Genomic DNA, 18239 nt, shown 5'->3' on the forward strand with positions numbered 1-18239 from the left:
TTCGATCTACCACCTGCTATAGCTGCACGCCATGATCGCCGATACAGTCGCTGCCGCCGTCGCTGCATTCAATGCAGGCAATATGGAGCTTGCATCGCACATCTGCCTGCAGATTGTGCAGGGAGAAACCGGAGACCCGGGGGCGCATCAGTTGCTGTCGCTGATAGCGCTAGAACAGGGACAGTTGGCGGTTGCGCGTGAGCACATCGGCTGCAGCTTGCGCCAGCGCCCGGATCATGTTCCGGCCTTGGTCATTGCCGGTAAAGTGGCACGCGCCGAAGGCGATCTGGGCACTGCAATCGTCTATTGCCAGCAGGCAGTGGTGCTGTCGCCGGCGGATTTTGAATCCAATTATCTTTGTGCGCTGCTGATACTGGAGCAGGGTGATCTGATGGTCGCCAAGCGGCTATTCGAGCGCCTGGTCGATCTACATCCGCGCAACGCGCTTGCGTGGGCCGCGTTGGGCTCTGTGCTTCAGCAAACCGGCCTGGCGCAAACGGCTATCACAGCTTTGGAAAGAGCGTTGGCATTGGAGCCCCGCCTGGGCGAAGCGTGGTTTAATCTCGGCCTGGCCCGGCAGGATATGCAAGACATGCAAGGCGCTGCTGCCGCCTTTCTTTCGGCATTTGAACTCAGGCCTGACTATGCAGAGGCAGCGGTAAATCTTGGTATCGTTTTGCAAGAACAAGGTAAGCGGGACCAGGCGATGCTTTTCTATAGCAAGGCCTATAAGCTTCGCCCCGCCAGCTTCGCGCGCATCGCCAATGCCCTGGCTGCAAGCCCGCATGGGAAACAATGGCTGGACTTGAGTGCATTGCGCGCCGTATTGGCTGCGTGACTATTGCGTACCCGGGCCGCCGCGTTTTGCGCGGAAGCGCTTGCGGTAAATGCCGGGCGTGGTCAGCACTTCCGACACGATGCTGGTATAGCGGCTGCTTTTTTCCGGCGACATCACTTCAAAAACCAGGGTCTGGGCCGCTCGCGGCACAGGAAAGCACTGCGCCACCGGCGTACCCTTGGGTAATATCCCGTTGAAATCCGGCTTGGTCCAGATGGCGGGAAAATTGATACCGGCATCGGTAAAGCGGTCGGAATCCACCAGACCGCTCAATAGCCGGAAAGGCAAATCGTCGCGGTTCACCGGATGCGTTGCGAACAGCGACCAGCCTGGCTCCAACTCTATCGTCCAGAAACTATTGAATTTGATGGCGGAAGAGCGGCCATCGTGAAATGGCGCACCCATGATCTGCGCCGGAGCGTGAAAGCTGAGTGGTGAACGCGGGTGTTCTTCTACGCTGAGAGGAGGCAGGTCCCAATCCCATGTGAAAGTTCCGTGCTCTACCCGGATGTCGCAAGGCAGCAGGATCATGAAGCCATGCGACATGGCATCCACAAACGGAGGACATTGCTTGACGGTGCGGATTTCGCGTTCATGCATGTCGGAAAACGCCTTGGCTGGCATGGCCCGCAGCCAGTCCGGCAGCGCTTGCTTGGCCGGGATTGGTTGCGGCAGCAGTGGGATCAGTGCAGGGTCGCAACGGAAGATGATTTGCATGTGCGTTGAATGGAGGGGAGGGCGATATGCATACCTTATCAGAAAATCTTTTGCCGTTTGTTGCCAGCGGCCGCACAATTTACAAAGTGGGATGTGCATGAGTGGAAATGAAACCCGATCGGTCAGGAAGAATTTTCGACAGGCTGTAAAAATCCAGATATTCTGCCTGCATTCCTGACGCCTGCCGTTTCTTTCTTCCTATCGTATGCCCACGCCTTCAATGCCTATCCGTTATTTTGCAATCTCCCTTGCCGCCCTGGCGATCCTGCTTCCCGCCGTTGCAGAAACTGCGCAGCCGGCCGCCACTCAAGCAAGCGTACCGGCCAGCCCGCAGGCCGATGCACACACTCCCGCCGAAGAGTCCCAAGTCACCCGCAAGCACAGGATGAAGAAGCTGGAGGAGAAGCTTTTCAGCGATACGGAGACCTTGCACCATCAGTGCCGCTATGAATCGGAGATTTCCGAAGCGCCGCCGGAAAAGAAGGTCTTGCTGACCTTCGACGATGGGCCGGAACCGGAGCAGACTGAATACATCCTGTCGGTATTGAAAAAATATAATGTACCGGCGACCTTTTTCATGATCGGCGAAAAAGTACAGGCGCATCCCGAGTTGCTGGCGCTGGTCCAGGCATCGGACCATGCACTGATCGGTAACCATTCATGGAGCCATCCGAACTTCCACGATATTCCAGCGGCAGAGCAGGCAACGGAAGTGGACAAGACTTCTGCTGTGCTGGTAAAGACGGTGCAGGAGCACTATTTCCGCTACCCCTATGGAAATTCTTCTTGCGAAACCAACGAGCTATTGAAATCCCACGGCTACAAGATCGTAGGCTGGCACGTGGATACCTGCGACTGGGCCTTTGATCATAAAGGCGTGGTCGATGCCAAGGAGGCACTGAGCTGCGGCGTGCTGGCGCAGAACAGGGACAACTACTTTGAGCACGTCATCTCATCGGTGCGGGCACACAATGGCGGCATCATCCTGATGCACGAGATTCATCCGAATACGCTGAAACAACTGGACGCCTTGGTCAAAAGGCTGCTGGCGGATGGTTATGTATTCGGCAAGCTGAATGACGCCGAGTTTGCCAAATACCTGCGCTGAGCGTCGTCAGTAGCCGAACGACTGCTTCGCTTAACCAGGGGAGTATTTGCATTTTTACTAGTGAAGGTCGCGCTAATGCCTCTTTGCTATGCTTGCTTCTTTACGCCAGGTCAGTGGCTATCTGCAGATTTATCAATCTCAATTCGTCATGTATTATATTGACGTACGGCAACATAATTTCTATTGAGATGAACATGGCACACCAGGCAGTTACATTTGACGAGGTCGCGGCGGCCGCGATCAGCATACAGAACGATGGCAAACCGGTAAGTATTGATGCGGTGCGCGGATTCCTTGGCACCGGCTCGCCGATTGGCATCCACAAGCATTTGAGCGTATGGCGTGACAATCACGCCAAGCGGGCCGAAACGCCTAAGGCGGATATTCCGGAGACTATCCTCGCCGACCTGGGGCGTTGGGTGCAGCAATTTGCGGAACAGGCCAGCGCCGGCGTTCGCGGAGAGCTTGTACAGTCTACACGCGACCTGGAAGCACTGCTGAAGGCGGGCGAGCAACTGGAAGCCGAGCGTGATCAGGCACTGATTATGGCTGCTGAGCGAGGCGAAGCGGTCGAGCGTCTGACAATCGGGTTGAACGATGCGCGCCAGGTTGCGGCCGATGCGCTGGTCGGCAAGGCAAAAGACCGGTTGGCCATTGACGGCAAGGACAGTCAGTTGACGGATCTGCGCTTGCAGATCGAACGTAATGTGACCGCGTCGGCGGCCGAGTCCGACGCCCGTCTTGCGGCTGAGATGGAGCTGATCGGGGCTGTCACGGCGCGCGACAATTTCGCGGCAGAAATCAGGGAGCTGCGAGCACAGCTCGCTGCCTCGGATACCGAACGCAGCGCGTTGCGGGCCGAGATAGAAGTACTGCGCGCGAGAACCTAGGGCTGGCGTTTGCTCTTGCGATGCCCTTAGATTCTTGCGCGCACTTCTTCTTCCAGGGCAGCGGCGACTTTTGTCACAACGCTGGCCCAGTCTCCGCGCTCTGTCTGACGAAACAGGCGCATTACATGCGGATACCATGGCGAATCCGGCCTATCCAGGTGCCAGCGCCAGTCGGTGCCTATAGCCGGCAGTAAAACCCAGCATGGCTTGCCTAGCGCCGCAGCGAGATGCGCTATAGCCGTATCTACGCAAATCACCAGGTCGAGTTGGGCGACGATGGCAGCCGTGTCTGCAAAGTCGGCGATGTCTTTCCCCAACGACACGATTGCCTGATTGGAAGCTGCCGTATCTGCCTCGGTTTCTCCCTGCCACTTTTGCAGGCTGACGAAGGCGACTTCGGGAATATTCCACAGCGGAGCGAGCGTCTCAAGTCCGGGCAGCGAGCGATTGGCGTCGTTTTTGTGAACAGCATTACCTTTCCAGACCAGGCCTACTTTAAATTTCGCCAGAGGCAAACGTGTTTGCCATTTATCTATACGGCTGGGCAGTGGATGCAAATAAGGAAGGGTGGCTGGTATCGACTCCAGCGTAGTTCCAAAGTGCAGCGGCAGGCTCAAGGCGAAAGACCAGTAATGGTGGGGAGGCAAAGATGCCATATCCGTGACGACAGTGTCGACGCCTGCTGCGGTTTCCAGCAAGGCTTTGAGCGGAGGCGTGCAGAACAAACTCAGCTTGGAGACTCCACGTTCTTTGAGCAGGGGCGCGTAGCGGATAAACTGGATAAAGTCGCCGAAGCCTTGTTCGGCAAAAATCAGGATATCTTTACCTGCCAGGTCTTCTCCTTGCCATTGCGGAGAAGAGGAGACCGCTGATATTGTGCTATGGAATTCTTTGATGGATGGCGCATAACGAGATTCGTAGTAAGGCCAGCCCTCGGCGTATTTCCCTTGTGATAGGAGCAGCATGCCAAGATTCAGCGAGGCCTTGCTGAGATTGGGGTCGATCTTCAATGCCTCCTTATAACTTAAGGAGGCTTCTTCAAACTGTCCGGCATAGTTAAGTGCCATTGCCAGATAGATGTATGCATCGGCATAGTCCGGTTTGATTTCCAGCGCACGGCGAAAGCTTGCCACTGCCAGTTCCCACTGGCCGAGGTCTGTCAGTGCGTTGCCCAGGTTGTTGTGTGCGACGGCAAATTTGGGGTCGATTTCTATTGCGCGGCGGCAGCTCTGCACGGCTTGCTCCGCTTGCTTCAGGCCAGTCAATACGTTGCCGAGGTTGCTATGTGCAATAGAAGAATTAGGCTCAAGTTCCAATGCACGCCGATAGCTCGATGCGGCATCTTCCAGCAGATCAAGCTCACTCAGGGCCTTTCCCAGATTGATATGCCCGGAAAAAAAATCGGGTTTAATAGCCAAGGCTTGCCGAAGGCTCTGTACTGCCGCGTTCGTTTGGCCCAGTTCCATCAGGGCCAGGCCGAGAGCATTGTGTGCTTCCGCGTAATCAGGCTTGATTGACAGCGCTTTGCGGCAGCTTGCCGCTGCCTCTAGCGGATGCCCCAGTTCCCGTAGTACGGTACCCATGCCGTTAAGGGCATCGACACACAAGGGATCTATGCGCAAGATCCTGGTAAAGCAGTCCGATGCATCCTCTAGCCGGCCTGCATCCCGCAAAACACCGGCAAGGTTGATAGATGCATTGATATTTTGCGGAGAAATTGCCAGCACATTTTGGTAACACGCTATGGCGTCATCCCATTTTCTTTGAGCCCGCAGAGCGTCTCCCAGATTGATATGTGCATTGATATGCTGCGGATTAATCCCGAGGGCCGCACGGAAATGTGCTATTGCCTCATCTGGCTTTTGCAGCGCTAGCAGTGCCAAGGCAATGTCGTAGTGCAAAGAGTCTGATCTGGGGTTAAGCGACAATGCTTTCTGATAAATGGTTACCGCCTCATGCCAATTTTCTTTCTTGATATGAGTCAAAGCCAGATTGGCGAGAACTTCGGCATGATCCGGCTGAATGGCCAGCGCACTCTGAAAACTGGATAGCGCCGAATCAAACTGATTCTCCTGGTAATACAAGTTCCCCAGGTAGAAGTGCAATTCCAGGAAATTTGGATTAAATGTGAGTCCCTGTGTCGCTACTTGTTTTGCTTCGTCTATACGCCCAGATTGAGAAAGCAGCAGGCAAAGATCTCTACAGGCGGCTTCAAAATCCGGTACGAGCTTCAGCGCCTGACGGAAATGCGAACAGGCCTGGTCGACCTTTCCCTTGAGTTGGCATATGGTTCCCAGCATGTAATGCGTGTCGGCATTGCTCGGATCAATGGATAGCGCTTGTGTAAGGGAGTGCATCGCATCATCGTATTGCTGCTGCTCTCTCAGTACAAAACCGAGATTGCTATACGCTTTCGCAAATTTGGGATTAATGGCAATCGCCTGCCGATAGCACTGCGCCGCCGCCGCGAAATTGCCTGCGCCAAGATGAGCATCTCCCTGCGTCTTGTGGTGGATGCTTTGATCCACAGAGGGAGCATTATTTGCTTCGGGCAGAGCTTTAGACGGAGTTGGATCAGCTTTTACTGCGGGGGACGACAGGAGCTGCTTAATCCAGTTGCGCATTGTTTGTTTTTTCATGAAAGATGAGAATGTCGCGCCTGATTGACAGGGCGCGTCCGTGGAAAGCCGGTACCAGCCTGGCGATCCAGTATATCTCAGACATGTGAGCGAGTGGCATTGAACATATTCTTCCGGCCACCAGGAAATCTTATCCTGCTGGAGTTTGTTATTTTGTGAGACTGGTGAATTGCTAAGGATGCAAGCATGCAATGGCAGCTTGTGCCATTGCATGAAATCCATTTGAATATCTTGAAACGACTGCAGGTATCAGGCAAGCCGAACCGCCCCAAGCTCAGGATGAAATGCTTGCGCCGAACCGGGTAACGGCGCACCGCCTGTGGTTTAGCTGGCGACCAGACCGGCCGCGATGTTGATTGTCAGCCCCAGGATAGCGACATTGAACAGAAAACTCAGCACCGACTGCGCCAGCACAGTCTTACGCATAGGCTTGCTCATCACAGTGATATCCGATGTCTGGGCGGCGACTGCGATCGTGAACGAGAAATACAGGAAATCCCAATAATCCGGATTCTGTTCATCCTCAGGAAAACGCAGGCAGTGCTGGTGGCTTTTGGATTGATAAAAAATCAGCGCATAGTGAAAAGTAAATAGTACGGCAACCAGGCACCAGGAGCCAAAGACGGTAGATGCCGTCAATGCGTAATGCAGCAGTTTGTGACTGAAGGACAGGTCCTTGATGGCCGACAGCTCCAGCACAATGGCCGCCAGGCTGGCGACGGCGGCGATCGACATGATGGCCAGGATGGCGGCGGCGCCGCGATGCTCCTTCTCTGCTATGGTGCGTATCCTGGCGTGGCTGGCATGCGCCATCAGCCAGCCTATCAGACACAGGTAGGGCCAGATAATGGCATTCCAGCCGAGCAGGGCGCGAGTGACGGGATTGACGCTGGCCGGTATCAATAGCGTAACCGCAATGCCGAAGGCGATGGCCGACATCAGGCGTGGACGAGTGCGGATGATTCTGTGCAGGGTAGACATAATGGGTATTTTCCGATGTTACTACTGAATACTGAAGATATAGCCAGATTGCTCCGCCAAGCTGTCAGCAGCATGACGCAATGCTGACAAAATCCTGACAAATAGAAATTCAAAATGCAGGTATGATCCAGTTACGCATCTCATATGCGGCGTAGCCATGACTGGCCGCATCAGGTACTTGCCGTTACACAGAGGCTGCTCTCAAGAGTGCACTTTATGTCACACTTCATGCATCGTCTCATGATCATGATTTACCCGAGAACCAAATTCTGGAAGGAAAGACGTGGCAAATCAAAATACGGTATTGATATTGCAGGGTGGCGGTGCATTGGGCGCCTACCAGGCGGGTGTCTATCAGCAGCTGCACGAGAAGGATGTCACCGTAGACTGGGTGATAGGAACGTCGATAGGTGCGATCAATTCCGCGCTGATTGCGGGTAATCCGCCGGAGCTCCGCGTGGCCCAGCTCAAGGCATTCTGGGACAGCCTCGCTCCCTGGGCACCGAGCATGAGCAATTGGTGGGGCGCCTTTTCTCCGCTGAGCAATCTGACGCACTCGATGAATACGCTGGGAACCCTGATGAACGGCGTGGATGGGTTCTTCAAGCCGCGTGTGGGAGCAAGCTCGGACATCAACACCGAAGTACCGCTGAAAGAGATGGGTTTCTACGATACCTCGCCGTTGAAAACGACGCTGGAAAAATACGTTGATTTCGATTACCTGAATAACGGTAAAACCCGCATCAGCGTTTGCGCCGTTGATATCGATACAGGCCAAAGCGTTGTCTTCGACAGCAAAAACGGCAAGATCCTGCCGGAACATATCATGGCCAGCGGAGCGCTGCCGCCCGGCTTTCCGCCGATAGAAATTGAGGGCAAGGCCTACTGGGACGGCGGCATCTATTCCAACTCACCGCTGACAGTCTTCCTGGGTGACGGCGTTGACCGGGATGCGCTGTGCTTCATGGTGGATCTGTGGGACCCCAGCGAGACGCGGCCCAAGTCCATTGCCGAGGCGCTGGCCCGCTACAAGAGCATACAGTACGCGAGCCGCTCGCAAGAGCAGCTGGAAGTGTATCAGGTGGTCAGGGATTTGCAGAAAGCGATACGCGTGCTGTCTGAGAAAATTCCCGCCGCAGAACGCAAGAAAAAAGACGTGCAGGCCCTGATGCAACTGGGCTGCGACCATACAGTCAATGTCGTCAACCTGATCATGAAGGCGGCGCCGCAGGACCAGTATTTCAAGGATATCGACTTTAGCGCTGCGACGATCCATGCTCGCTGGCAGGCAGGCATACACGATTGCCAGCGTGCTTTGAAGCACAAGACATGGCTGCAGCCTTTGCCGCCGCACGCCGGCCTGGTGATACACGAGCTTCCCCAAGAGTAAAGGACTGCCATGACTGAAGAAGAAGTATTGCGCGATGCGTTCGCGATGCCGCTGCATAATCCGGCTTTTCCGCCCGGCCCGTACCGCTTTGTTGACCGTGAATACCTGATCATCACCTACCGCACAGATCCCGAGCTGTTGCAGAAAATGATCCCGGCGCCGCTGAAAATGATCGATCCCATCGTCAAGTACGAGTTCATCAATATGCCGGATTCGACCGGCTTCGGCCACTATTGCGAATCGGGCCAGGTGATACCTGTGACCCTGGATGGTGTGGAGGGCGGTTATGTGCACAGCATGTATCTGAACGATCATCCGCCGATTGCTGCCGGCCGCGAATTATGGGGTTTCCCCAAGAAGCTGGGCGACCCGGAACTTCGCGTACACAAGGATACCTTGATAGGAACGCTGGACTATAGCGATTTCCGGGTATCCACCGGCACCATGGGTTTCAAGCACAAGACACTGGATGGCGAGGCAGTCAAAAAAAGCATGGCCACGCCCAGTTTCCTGTTGAAGGTGGTTCCGCATGTGGACGGTACACCGCGCATCTGCGAGCTGGTGCAATACAGCCTGACGGATATCGTCATCAAGGGAGCCTGGAGCGGCCCGGGTGCCTTGCAACTGAATCCGCATGCGCTGGCGCCGGTGGCGGCACTGCCGGTGCTGGAGGTCTTGTCCGCCGTGCATATCCTGGCGGACCTGACCCTGCCTTACGGCACCGTCGCCTACGACTATCTGGCACCGCCGGGATCCAGGCGGAAATAGGCTTGCCCTAAGGCTGCGCCTAGCTTAGGTCTCGCTCCATTGGCGCAGCAGGTTGTGATACACGCCTATCAATTTACGGCGGGCACTTTCCTCGGCCTGGGTCTGGTTCAAGGTCTGGATCGCATTGTCCATATCGAACAGCATCGCGCGCTGGCCGTCATCCCGAACCAGGCTCTGTATCCAGAAAAAGCATCCAGTGCGGATGCCGCGTGTAATCGGCGTTACCTGATGCAGGCTGGTGGCCGGGTAGATGACCATGTCGCCGGCGTCCAGCTTGACCGCATGCGTGCCATAGGTATCTTCCACTTCCAGTTCACCGCCGTCATAGTCTTGCTGATCGCTCAGGAATAGCGTGGCGGAGATATCGGTGCGCAGTTTGCGGCCATGATGCGGATGGATGCGCACGCTGCCATCTACGTGCGCGCCAAAGTGCATGCCTTCGCCATAGCGGTTGAACATGGGCGGATAGACGATATTCGGTAGCGCCGCACTGATGAACAGAGGATGGCGCTCCAGTGCCGACAGGATAATGTGCTGGCATTGTTGCGCCACTTCCGAACGTTCGTCTATCTGCTGGTTGAATTTGACCGGCGCCCCCTGATAACCCGCTGTGACCCGGCCATCGACCCAGGCATCGCCTGCCTGGGCCAACAGGGAGCGCACCGCCGCCAGTTGTTGAGCATCTAGTACTTTGGGAATACAAACCAGCATCGGCACCTCTGAACAATCAACATTTACCCGTTAAACCAACATACGGAATCTACATACAGAATTTACATACGATAGGAGAATGACAGCATTGCTGCACGTCCGGTACCCGGAACCGCGCGGCCGCCGTCAGACTGGATCAGCGCATCGTAATACATTTTGTTGGTCAGATTGAAGACATTCAGGCGGATGTCGTATTTTGGCTGCTTGTAGGCAGCCGTTGCATCCCAGCGCGTGTAGCCGCCCACGCGTACGGTGTCGGTGGAATTGGCAAAGCGCTCAGACATGTAGACCGGGCCGCCGCCCAGCTCCCAGTGCGGGGCCACTTCATAGATGGTCCACGCCGTCAGCGTGTTTTTAGGCGTGTTGCCCGGTACCTTGCCCAGCGTGCCATCGAGCGCTGAGGCGCCTGCGATCTTCGCATCCAGGTAGCTATAGTTGACCGCCAGCTGCAGCTGCTTGTTGACGCGGCCGGTAGCGCCGGCGCGGAAACCGTTCACTCTCACCGTGCCCAGTAATTCATACACGCCGGTGCTGACCAGGCTGCGCGCATTATCTTTCTGAATCTGGAATATTGCCGAATTCACTGCCAGATTGCCGTCCGCCAGATCCCATTTGCCGCCTATCTCATACGAACGATTTTTTTCCGGATCCAGGTTTTGCTGGCCGGTAGTGCCGGTCAGCTGTTCCAGCGAAGGATTGAACGAAGTGCCATAAGATACATAGTAGGACTGGGTCTTGCCCGGCTGCCAGATGCCGCCCAGGCGCACGCTGGTGAAGTCTATCGACTGGCTCGCGTAGCCCAGGGTAGTGCTGCCCTTGGTGTTCTGCGAGTTGATGGAATTGGTGATGCTGGCGGAATAATGATCATAGCGCAGGCCGCCTGCCAGCTTGAATTCCGGTGTCAGCTCTATCGTGTCGTTGAAATACGTCGCCGCGGTATTGGCAGAACCTCCCGCCAGATTGCCCGTGCTGGTGGGCACATTGGCCGGAGAATCGCCATTGCCCGGATTCAGCAGCGGCACGCAGGCAACATAGCCGGCAGTGGTGCCGGCGGGGTTCAGGTTCACGCCGTTGCAGGTGCCGTTACGGTAGTAGCCCTGGTTGCGGTAGCCGTCGTGACCCAGTTCCAGCCCAAGCAGCAAATCATGCTTGGAGCCGCCCAGGCTGAATTTGGCAGACAGTTCACTTTGGTTGAATACCGAATAGTCACGGATATCGCGGTCATGGCTCTGGATGCGCTCATACAGGCTGGACAGCGGCAGGCTGCTGGTCGCTGACGGCGTCAGCGCGATAAAGCCGGCGGCCGAAATGGTGCCTATGGTATTCGGCGCGGTTTCAATCGCGCTGGTTTTGACGTAGTTGAACTGCGTCATATTGCGCAACGTGATATCCGAAGTCAGCTTGTGCTGTATCGATGCGTTCAATGCAGCGATGTCGGAATCGGTATGGTCGTCGTTATAGCCGTACGCGGTATTCCTGTCCACCGGTGCAGGGCGGCCGTTCAGCGGGCCTACGCCATAATCCGGCATGTCGTGATTGTGCTGCAGCAAGGCAGACAGCGTGATCTCCGTCGGTGTGCCTATGCCGAACCTGGCCGATGGCGCGAGGCCGAAATCCTGCAGCTTGCTCTGGTCACGCGTTGTTGCATCACCGTCCTGCGCCATGGCTGTTACGCGCACCGCGGATGTTTCCGACAGCGGCGTGTTGTAGTCCACGGTTGCCCTGACCAGACCGTTGGTGGTAACGGAACCGCCGACTTCAGTGAACTGTTTCAGCGTCGGTTTTTTTGTGACTTGGTTGATCACGCCGCCGGTTGAGCCGCGGCCGAACAGCATCGATGAGGGCCCCATCAATACTTCAATGGAGTCCAGAGCAAAGGTGTCGCGGAAATACTGTCCGCGGTCACGGAAGCCGTCCAGATAAATATCGGTGCGCGCAGAGAAACCGTTCAGGTTGACGTTGTTGCCGATTTGGCCGCCCTCGGCGCCACCCAGCGTTATGCCGGAGACGTTGCGCAAGGCATCCGCCATCGAGTTTGCACCCTGCGATTGCATCAACGCCTTATTCACGACTGTCACCGATTGAGGGATATCGCGGATATCGGCAGGCAGCTTGCCCAGAGAAACCGCACCGGGCGCGAAATCATTTTTGCTCCCCTGGATAACGACCTCAGGCAAGGCGGAACTTACGCCTGCGGCTACCTGAGGCGTCGCCTGTTGCGCTAGCAAAGGCAGAGGGCTGGCAAATAGAGTGAACAAGGCTGCTGCGATCGGGGTACGGCGTATCATTTTATTGTCTTTCTAATAAAGTGCTTTGAATTAGCGCAAAATTTCCGGCGCTAATTGGTAAAAGAAGTGTAATTGTAATTTAAATGAGAATCGTTTGTGTTTCTCTTTGTGTCATTGTTGCTAATCAAGCAGAGCAGCTTCGCATGGTGTTACATGCCAGTCCTTTGCGCAGTGCCAAGCTTGCTTGTAAGATCTATTCTTTGTTTCAATTGCAATCCTTCCAAAGAAAACGAATGCCTCTTCGTTACGCCATACTCGCCATTTGCTTCTATGTTTGTCACGGTTTTGCGTATTGCGCTCCGAAAGAGGTGGTGTTGCTGATTGGTGAGGCATTGGATGAAAAAGGGAGTCCGCGAGCGTTGGCCCCAGCCAGGCGTGCCTTGCTCAGCTATCTAGAGCAGGCGCTGAATGTTAAATTTGAGATAAGGATGTACCCTTGGGCCCGCGTGGAAAGTAATGCGGCCAACGGCGAGGGAATAGTGCTGGGCTTGTCAAAAAACGTCGATCGTCTGGCCCGGTTTCATTTCTCCGAAGCGGCCTACGCCAACAACTTGTGGCTGGTGACACGCAGCGATTCCAGGTTTTCTTTTAATTCGATCCAGGACCTGAAGGGCAAGTCGATAGGGGCGGTACGCGGATTCAGTTATGGCCCCGAGTTCGATCTCGCGAAAAACAAGGTCTTCCATGTGGAGGAAGATATTTCTTCGCGCTCATCCAGGCTAAAGAAGCTGCTTAGCAAGAGGATGGATGCCTTATTGGTATATCAACTTTCGACCGACTCGGCGGAAGAGGTAGAGGCCGGTATCAATGCCTTCATGGCAAATGAGGTCAAGGACATGGCTTTGCCTGCCAAGGTGTCATTCAGCGTACTGCCCAAACCCTTGCAGGTGGATTTCATCTATTTTTGTATCGCAAAGAACAAGGATGACGGCCTCATCGCGCGCATCAATGCGGCTCTTGCAAATGGACGGAAAACAGGTGATTTGGCTCGAGCGTTGAAAGGGCCTTAGCGGCAGAAGCTTTTTTGACGCCAGTTTTGTTGCCAACTGATCCTGCCTATGTCGATAGCAAAACACCAGGCCGTGGCCTGGTGTTTTTGTTTTGGCGATACGAGATGCTGCTGCTCAGTGCTGCTTGGTGCTACTGTGCATGATTGCTGGCTTCCCCTACGAAACAGCAGCTTTGATCATTTTTAATGATTATTAGAGTAAATCCACCGTTTCCCAAAACGTAACCGATCAACAAGCGAGTACCGTAGTATACTTATTCCGTAAAGCAATTTTGCTGAATGTAAATGCTTGGTAAAAAGCAATAAAATATGCAAAAAACTGGAATACAAACGTGAACCAACTGAAATCCGCTCTGAACGCGCTCTATATCACTGAAGGTGTAGCGGGCACCAAGTTCTATCACTTGTCTACTGCACTCTCAAAGTCGGTATCGCTGTGCGATAAATTGACGATGAATGCCAACTTGCCCTTGTCGCACTGGGGCACCAAAACGCAGATGAAAGAACGCTATTGCGTCAAATGCGAAGCTGCTGGCGCCGAGGCGCTGACGCAGGCTGGCATCGCCTTGACCGCCCCAGAACAGCAATAGCCATATACTGGTCCAAGCCTGTCAGGTGTGGCAGAGGATCGCTGGTTCCTTTTACTTAAAACGAAAACAGGATATTTGCCTGGTGCAGAAAATCGCTGCCACACAAGATAACGGCCATCAGCCCGGCAACAAGCGTCGGAATCGTCACGAATACTGTCATTGGATATTTGGACATACGGTACTCCCGAGTTGATCCTTGATGCCTTCATGCTAGATGGCAACATGGTCCAGCGGTATCGGAATTTCCCGTAAGCATGTGTAGGACAGGCGGCAGCCTGAGGGATTACTGAGCTGCCGCTTTTGTTACCATTTTAGTTGCCGCCCCCCTACGCAACTGTATCATTGCGCAATGATAGCCTTGCTACTTGGTAGCGAGCTGCGCGACCGGAGCCTTGGCCGGTTTTAACACCATCCATACCGCTATGCCTATCAGCGCGCCGCCAGCCGCATGCGCCAGCGATATCTGCTCTCCCAGAAATAATGCACCCCACAATACGCCGAAAGGCGGTATCAGGAAGGTCACCGTCAAGGATTTTACCGGCCCCAGATCCGCTATCAGCCTGAAGTACAGGATGTAGGCCAGCGAGGTGCAGATGAAACCCAGGCCTGCCAGTGCCAGCCACACGCCGCTATCACCCCAGGTGGGCGGTGGTGTGTTGATCGCGGTATAGGCGAAGAAGGGCAGCAGCACGGCGGTGGCGCCAAGCTGGCTGGCAAAGGCGACCAGCTTGCTGTCCAGCCCGCCCTTGTCGGAAATCCAGCGTTTGGTCAGGAAGCTGGCCAGGCCATAGCAAGCGGTGGCCACCAGGCAGGCTAGTGCGCCCAGCAGGATATCGCCGGTCATCTCTACCGGGCCAGTGCGGGTCAATACTGCCACGCCTGCAAGGCCGAACAAGACGCCGGCGACTTTTGCAACGGTCAATTTATCCCTGAAGAACAGCGCGCCTATCACCACTCCCATCAGCGGCGTGGTGGCGTTGAAGATGGCGGAATAGCCAGCCGGCAGTACCTTGGCGGCCAGACTGTACATGACGAAGGGAATGCCTGAGTTGATCACACCCAGCGTCATTGCCACCCCCAGCTTGCCCTTCATATCCCATTTCACTCGCATGGCCAGCAGCAGTATCACCAGACCCAGCATCGCAAACAAGACCCTGAAAAACGCAGTAGGCATGGCGCCGATCACGGGCGCAATGATGCGCAGGAACAGGAAGCTCGCGCCCCAGATTGCCGAGAGACCGAGTAGCCGGCTTAAATCTGCTAATTTCAAAATGATTCTCCGTTGATGTTTTTTGTATGTATCTATGCAGCGATGTTATTCAGCATCATAGATGGGCTGACGCTGCGTGTCTGGCTGAAATCGGACATGTAACCTAAAGACTTCCTGGCCAGATAAAGCTGCCACTATGAGTTCCGACAAATAAATGGGCTATTAGATATGCCATTAACTATTACTAATGTTAGGCTTATCATTGGAACACCGTAGCAGGACTACTACAAATCATTTTTTCTGAACTTGGTATAGAAAAACTTAATCATGAAGAGCAAAACGCCGCCCCTGCATGCGCTGCATTGTTTCGAGTGCGTCAGCCGCCATCTGAGCATCAAGCACGCGGCGGCAGAAATGCACGTGACGCCCGCTGCCATCAGCCAGCAAATCAGCAAGCTGGAGCAAATGCTGGAGGTGATCCTGTTTGAACGCAGCGGCCGCAAATTCGCATTGAGCGAGGCGGGGCTCAGCTATTTTCATGGCATCCGGGCCGCATTCAGGCAAATAGAAGATGCAACGGAGCGGCTGGCCCTGACCAAGGCAGAGCCGGTCGTCACGCTCAGTTGTACTACCGTATTTGCGATGCAGTACCTGCTGCCGCGGTTACCGGGCTTTCAGGCCAGGCATGCCGGCATAGACGTGCGCATCAGCACCACGCACCGGCTGGTGGACTTCGCCCACGATGGAGTGGATATCGCGGTGCGCCATGGCATGGGACAGTATCCGGGCCTGGTGTCGGAGTTGCTGATTGATGATCCCTTATATCCCGTTTGCAGCCCGTCCTTGCTGCCGGCGCGCAAACGGCTGAAAACAGCGGATGAGCTGGCGGGTTTTACCTTACTGCATGACGTACACAAGGATGATTGGCGCATGTGGCTGCAGGCAGTTGCTGCGACGCAGGTCGATAGCTCAGTGGGCCCGATTTTTGAAGATTCCAATAATGCGATAGAAGCCGCGGTAGCCGGGCACGGAGTGGCCCTGGCGAGAAAATCCCTGGTGAGTGCGAAGCTGGCCGATGGGCGCTTGGTCATGCCGTTCAAGACAGCGATCAGCGTGCCGATTGCTTATTACCTGGTGTATCCAGCCGATACGCCCTTGCGCAAGGAGGTGGATTTATTTCGCCTGTGGCTGCTGGATGAAGGGAAGGCAGCGGAATAGTGCAGGGCCAGGACCGGTGCAATTGCGCCAGCCCCTGGCCCAACTTGTGCGCGCTAATTGCGAGTTTATATTTTTTCCAGCTTGGCCTGATTTTCCAGCGCAGTATTGCGTATCGCGTCCAGGCTGGCGTTTGGTGTAATCAGGTTGCCGTCGTAGCGCAGTTCTATCAGCGCCGGCAGGCTGGTAGTTTGCGTATGCGCCAACGCGCGCTGCAGTGCCGGTGCAAATTCTTCAGTCTTTTCAACCACCTCGCCGGCAGCGCCGTAGGCGCGGGCCAGTGCTGCAAAGTCCGGGTTGTGCAGTTCCGTGCCGGAAACGCGAGTGGGAAATTCTCTTTCCTGGTGCATGCGTATGGTGCCGAACATGCCATTATTGAACACGATGATGATGACACCGGCCCGGTACTGTACGGCAGTCGCCAGCTCCTGGCCATTCATCAGGTATTCGCCGTCGCCGGCAAAGGTAACAACGGTACGTTCCGGCTGCATGATTTTTGCGGCAATACCGGCGGGTACTCCATAGCCCATTGCCCCGGACGTAGGCGCCAGTTGCGTGCGCCAGCCGCCATAACGATAGAAGCGGTGCGCCCAGGTCGCATAGTTGCCTGCGCCGTTGGTAATGATCGTATCCTTGGCTGCCACGTTCATCAGATCCTGCACCAGCTGCCACAGGTTGAGCGGCGTTTCCTTGCTCTTGAATATCGGCGGTTCGGTCTGGTAGGCGGCCAATTCGGTTTTTGCCGCTTGCACGCTGTCTTTCCACGCACTGGCGTCGACCGCCTGCATGCTTTTCAGCGCGGCGGCAATCTGCGGCATGCCGCTATTGATCATCAGGTCGGCCTGATAGACACGTCCCAGTTCCAGTGCATCGCTGTGTATGTGTATCAGGCTTTGGCGGGGCACCGGTGCTTCTAGGATGCTGTAGCCGCTGGTGGTCATTTCGCCCAGCCGGGGGCCTATCGCGATGACCAGGTCGGCATCCCGGATGCGCTGAGCGAGCTTGGGATTGATGCCTATACCCACATCGCCTATGTAGTTGGGATGGGCATTGTCCATCAGGTCCTGAAAACGGAAGGCGCAGCCGACTGGCAAATGATTGCTGGCCGCGAAGCCGGCAATATCCTGGCATGCATCTTCACTCCAGCCGCTGCCGCCCAGAATGACCACCGGGCGCTGCGCCCTTTGCAGGCGGGTGCGCAACTCGGCCAGTTGCGTTGGCGCAGGAGACGCCTGCACCGGCATATAGCGGCGCGTGTCAGCAATATCTGCGCTCGCTGCCAGCACGTCTTCCGGTAGTGCTAGCACGACCGGACCAGGCCGGCCGCTGGTGGCTACCTGGAAGGCGCGGGCGATGTATTCGGGGATGCGGTCGGCACGGTCTATCTGCGCCACCCATTTTGCCATCTGCCCGTACATGCGCCGGTAGTCAATTTCCTGGAAGGCTTCGCGCTCGACAAAATCATTGCCCACCTGGCCCACGAACAGGATCATGGGCGTGGAATCCTGGAAGGCCGTATGCACACCGATAGCTGCATTGGTAGCGCCCGGCCCACGGGTGACGAAGCAGATGCCGGGGCGGCCGGTCATCTTTCCATAAGCATCCGCCATGAAAGCGGCACCGCCTTCCTGGCGATTGATGATGAAGCGGATATCGCTGTCATACAGTGCATCCAGTACCGGCAGATAGCTCTCGCCAGGCACGCCAAAAACGATATCGACACCATGGACCTGCAGGGCATCTACCACCAGCTGACCACCAGAGCGCAATTTGTGCATGACAATAGAATAAGTAAAGTAGAAAGCCATACGCTACCAGAAACACGGCCTGACTTGTTGAGTCTCCCGATTATCAGCAGGCATTGCTAGGAAGAGCAGGGCTGCGC

General features: G+C 55.5%; 15 protein-coding genes. 8 read left to right on the top strand and 7 right to left on the bottom strand.

Going from position 1 to position 18239, the window contains the following annotated elements; genetic code table 11:
- The first annotated feature begins 31 nt into the window (after positions 1-31).
- Entirely contained in the window at positions 32-838 is an 807-nt protein-coding gene (locus tag IEW12_RS15535; RefSeq protein WP_188567009.1) for a tetratricopeptide repeat protein, read from the top strand.
- Here the strand turns inward: IEW12_RS15535 and IEW12_RS15540 are convergent, their stop codons facing one another.
- On the bottom strand, positions 839-1555 hold the full coding sequence (locus tag IEW12_RS15540) for a hypothetical protein (RefSeq protein ID WP_188567010.1): 717 nt from the start codon (positions 1553-1555) through the stop codon (positions 839-841).
- Between the two features lie 205 nt (positions 1556-1760).
- Here IEW12_RS15540 and IEW12_RS15545 point away from each other — a divergent pair, with 205 nt between their 5' ends.
- Both IEW12_RS15545 and IEW12_RS15550 read left to right on the top strand, forming a co-directional pair.
- The gene (locus IEW12_RS15545; RefSeq protein ID WP_188567011.1) at positions 1761-2663 is read left to right on the top strand and encodes a polysaccharide deacetylase family protein; all 903 of its coding nucleotides are present in this window, start codon (positions 1761-1763) and stop codon (positions 2661-2663) included.
- Positions 2664-2857: 194 nt separating this feature from the next.
- Entirely contained in the window at positions 2858-3553 is a 696-nt protein-coding gene (locus tag IEW12_RS15550; RefSeq protein ID WP_188567012.1) for a DNA-binding protein, read from the top strand.
- Between the two features lie 26 nt (positions 3554-3579).
- On the opposite strand, the gene IEW12_RS15555 is transcribed toward IEW12_RS15550, so the two are convergent.
- Both IEW12_RS15555 and IEW12_RS15560 read right to left on the bottom strand, forming a co-directional pair.
- Entirely contained in the window at positions 3580-6414 is a 2835-nt protein-coding gene (locus IEW12_RS15555; RefSeq protein ID WP_188567013.1) for a tetratricopeptide repeat protein, read from the bottom strand.
- Between the two features lie 102 nt (positions 6415-6516).
- Entirely contained in the window at positions 6517-7173 is a 657-nt protein-coding gene (locus IEW12_RS15560) for a DUF1345 domain-containing protein (protein WP_188567014.1), read from the bottom strand.
- 283 nt (positions 7174-7456) lie between these two features.
- Here IEW12_RS15560 and IEW12_RS15565 point away from each other — a divergent pair, with 283 nt between their 5' ends.
- Entirely contained in the window at positions 7457-8563 is a 1107-nt protein-coding gene (locus IEW12_RS15565; protein WP_188567015.1) for a patatin-like phospholipase family protein, read from the top strand.
- 9 nt (positions 8564-8572) lie between these two features.
- Complete coding sequence (locus IEW12_RS15570) at positions 8573-9331, top strand: acetoacetate decarboxylase (RefSeq protein ID WP_188567016.1); 759 nt, start codon at positions 8573-8575, stop codon at positions 9329-9331.
- Between the two features lie 24 nt (positions 9332-9355).
- Here IEW12_RS15570 and IEW12_RS15575 read toward each other — a convergent pair whose 3' ends face one another.
- Together IEW12_RS15575 and IEW12_RS15580 are read right to left on the bottom strand one after the other, a co-directional pair.
- Entirely contained in the window at positions 9356-10042 is a 687-nt protein-coding gene (locus IEW12_RS15575) for a Fe2+-dependent dioxygenase (RefSeq protein ID WP_188567017.1), read from the bottom strand.
- 62 nt (positions 10043-10104) lie between these two features.
- Positions 10105-12330 carry a TonB-dependent receptor gene (locus tag IEW12_RS15580; protein ID WP_188567018.1) on the bottom strand — a complete coding sequence of 742 codons (2226 nt, stop codon included), beginning with the start codon at positions 12328-12330 and terminating at the stop codon, positions 10105-10107.
- 83 nt (positions 12331-12413) lie between these two features.
- On the opposite strand from IEW12_RS15580, the gene IEW12_RS15585 reads away from it, so the two are divergent.
- Both IEW12_RS15585 and IEW12_RS15590 read left to right on the top strand, forming a co-directional pair.
- On the top strand, positions 12414-13340 hold the full coding sequence (locus IEW12_RS15585) for a substrate-binding periplasmic protein (RefSeq protein WP_188567019.1): 927 nt from the start codon (positions 12414-12416) through the stop codon (positions 13338-13340).
- A 331-nt stretch (positions 13341-13671) separates the two neighbouring features.
- Positions 13672-13929 (top strand): hypothetical protein, encoded by a 258-nt coding sequence (locus IEW12_RS15590; RefSeq protein WP_188567020.1) that lies wholly within the window; start codon positions 13672-13674, stop codon positions 13927-13929.
- 361 nt (positions 13930-14290) lie between these two features.
- Here IEW12_RS15590 and IEW12_RS15595 read toward each other — a convergent pair whose 3' ends face one another.
- Positions 14291-15199, bottom strand: a complete 909-nt coding sequence (locus IEW12_RS15595) for a DMT family transporter (protein WP_188567021.1) — start codon at positions 15197-15199, stop codon at positions 14291-14293.
- A 267-nt stretch (positions 15200-15466) separates the two neighbouring features.
- Here IEW12_RS15595 and gcvA point away from each other — a divergent pair, with 267 nt between their 5' ends.
- Positions 15467-16357 carry a transcriptional regulator GcvA gene (gene gcvA, locus IEW12_RS15600; RefSeq protein WP_188567022.1) on the top strand — a complete coding sequence of 297 codons (891 nt, stop codon included), beginning with the start codon at positions 15467-15469 and terminating at the stop codon, positions 16355-16357.
- Positions 16358-16422: 65 nt separating this feature from the next.
- Here gcvA and IEW12_RS15605 read toward each other — a convergent pair whose 3' ends face one another.
- The gene (locus IEW12_RS15605; protein ID WP_188567023.1) at positions 16423-18162 is read right to left on the bottom strand and encodes a thiamine pyrophosphate-binding protein; all 1740 of its coding nucleotides are present in this window, start codon (positions 18160-18162) and stop codon (positions 16423-16425) included.
- Between the last annotated feature and the right edge of the window lie 77 nt (positions 18163-18239).

The sequence above is a fragment of the Parundibacterium terreum genome, assembly GCF_014636315.1.
GTDB classification, from domain to species: Bacteria; Pseudomonadota; Gammaproteobacteria; order Burkholderiales; family Burkholderiaceae_D; genus Undibacterium; species Undibacterium terreum.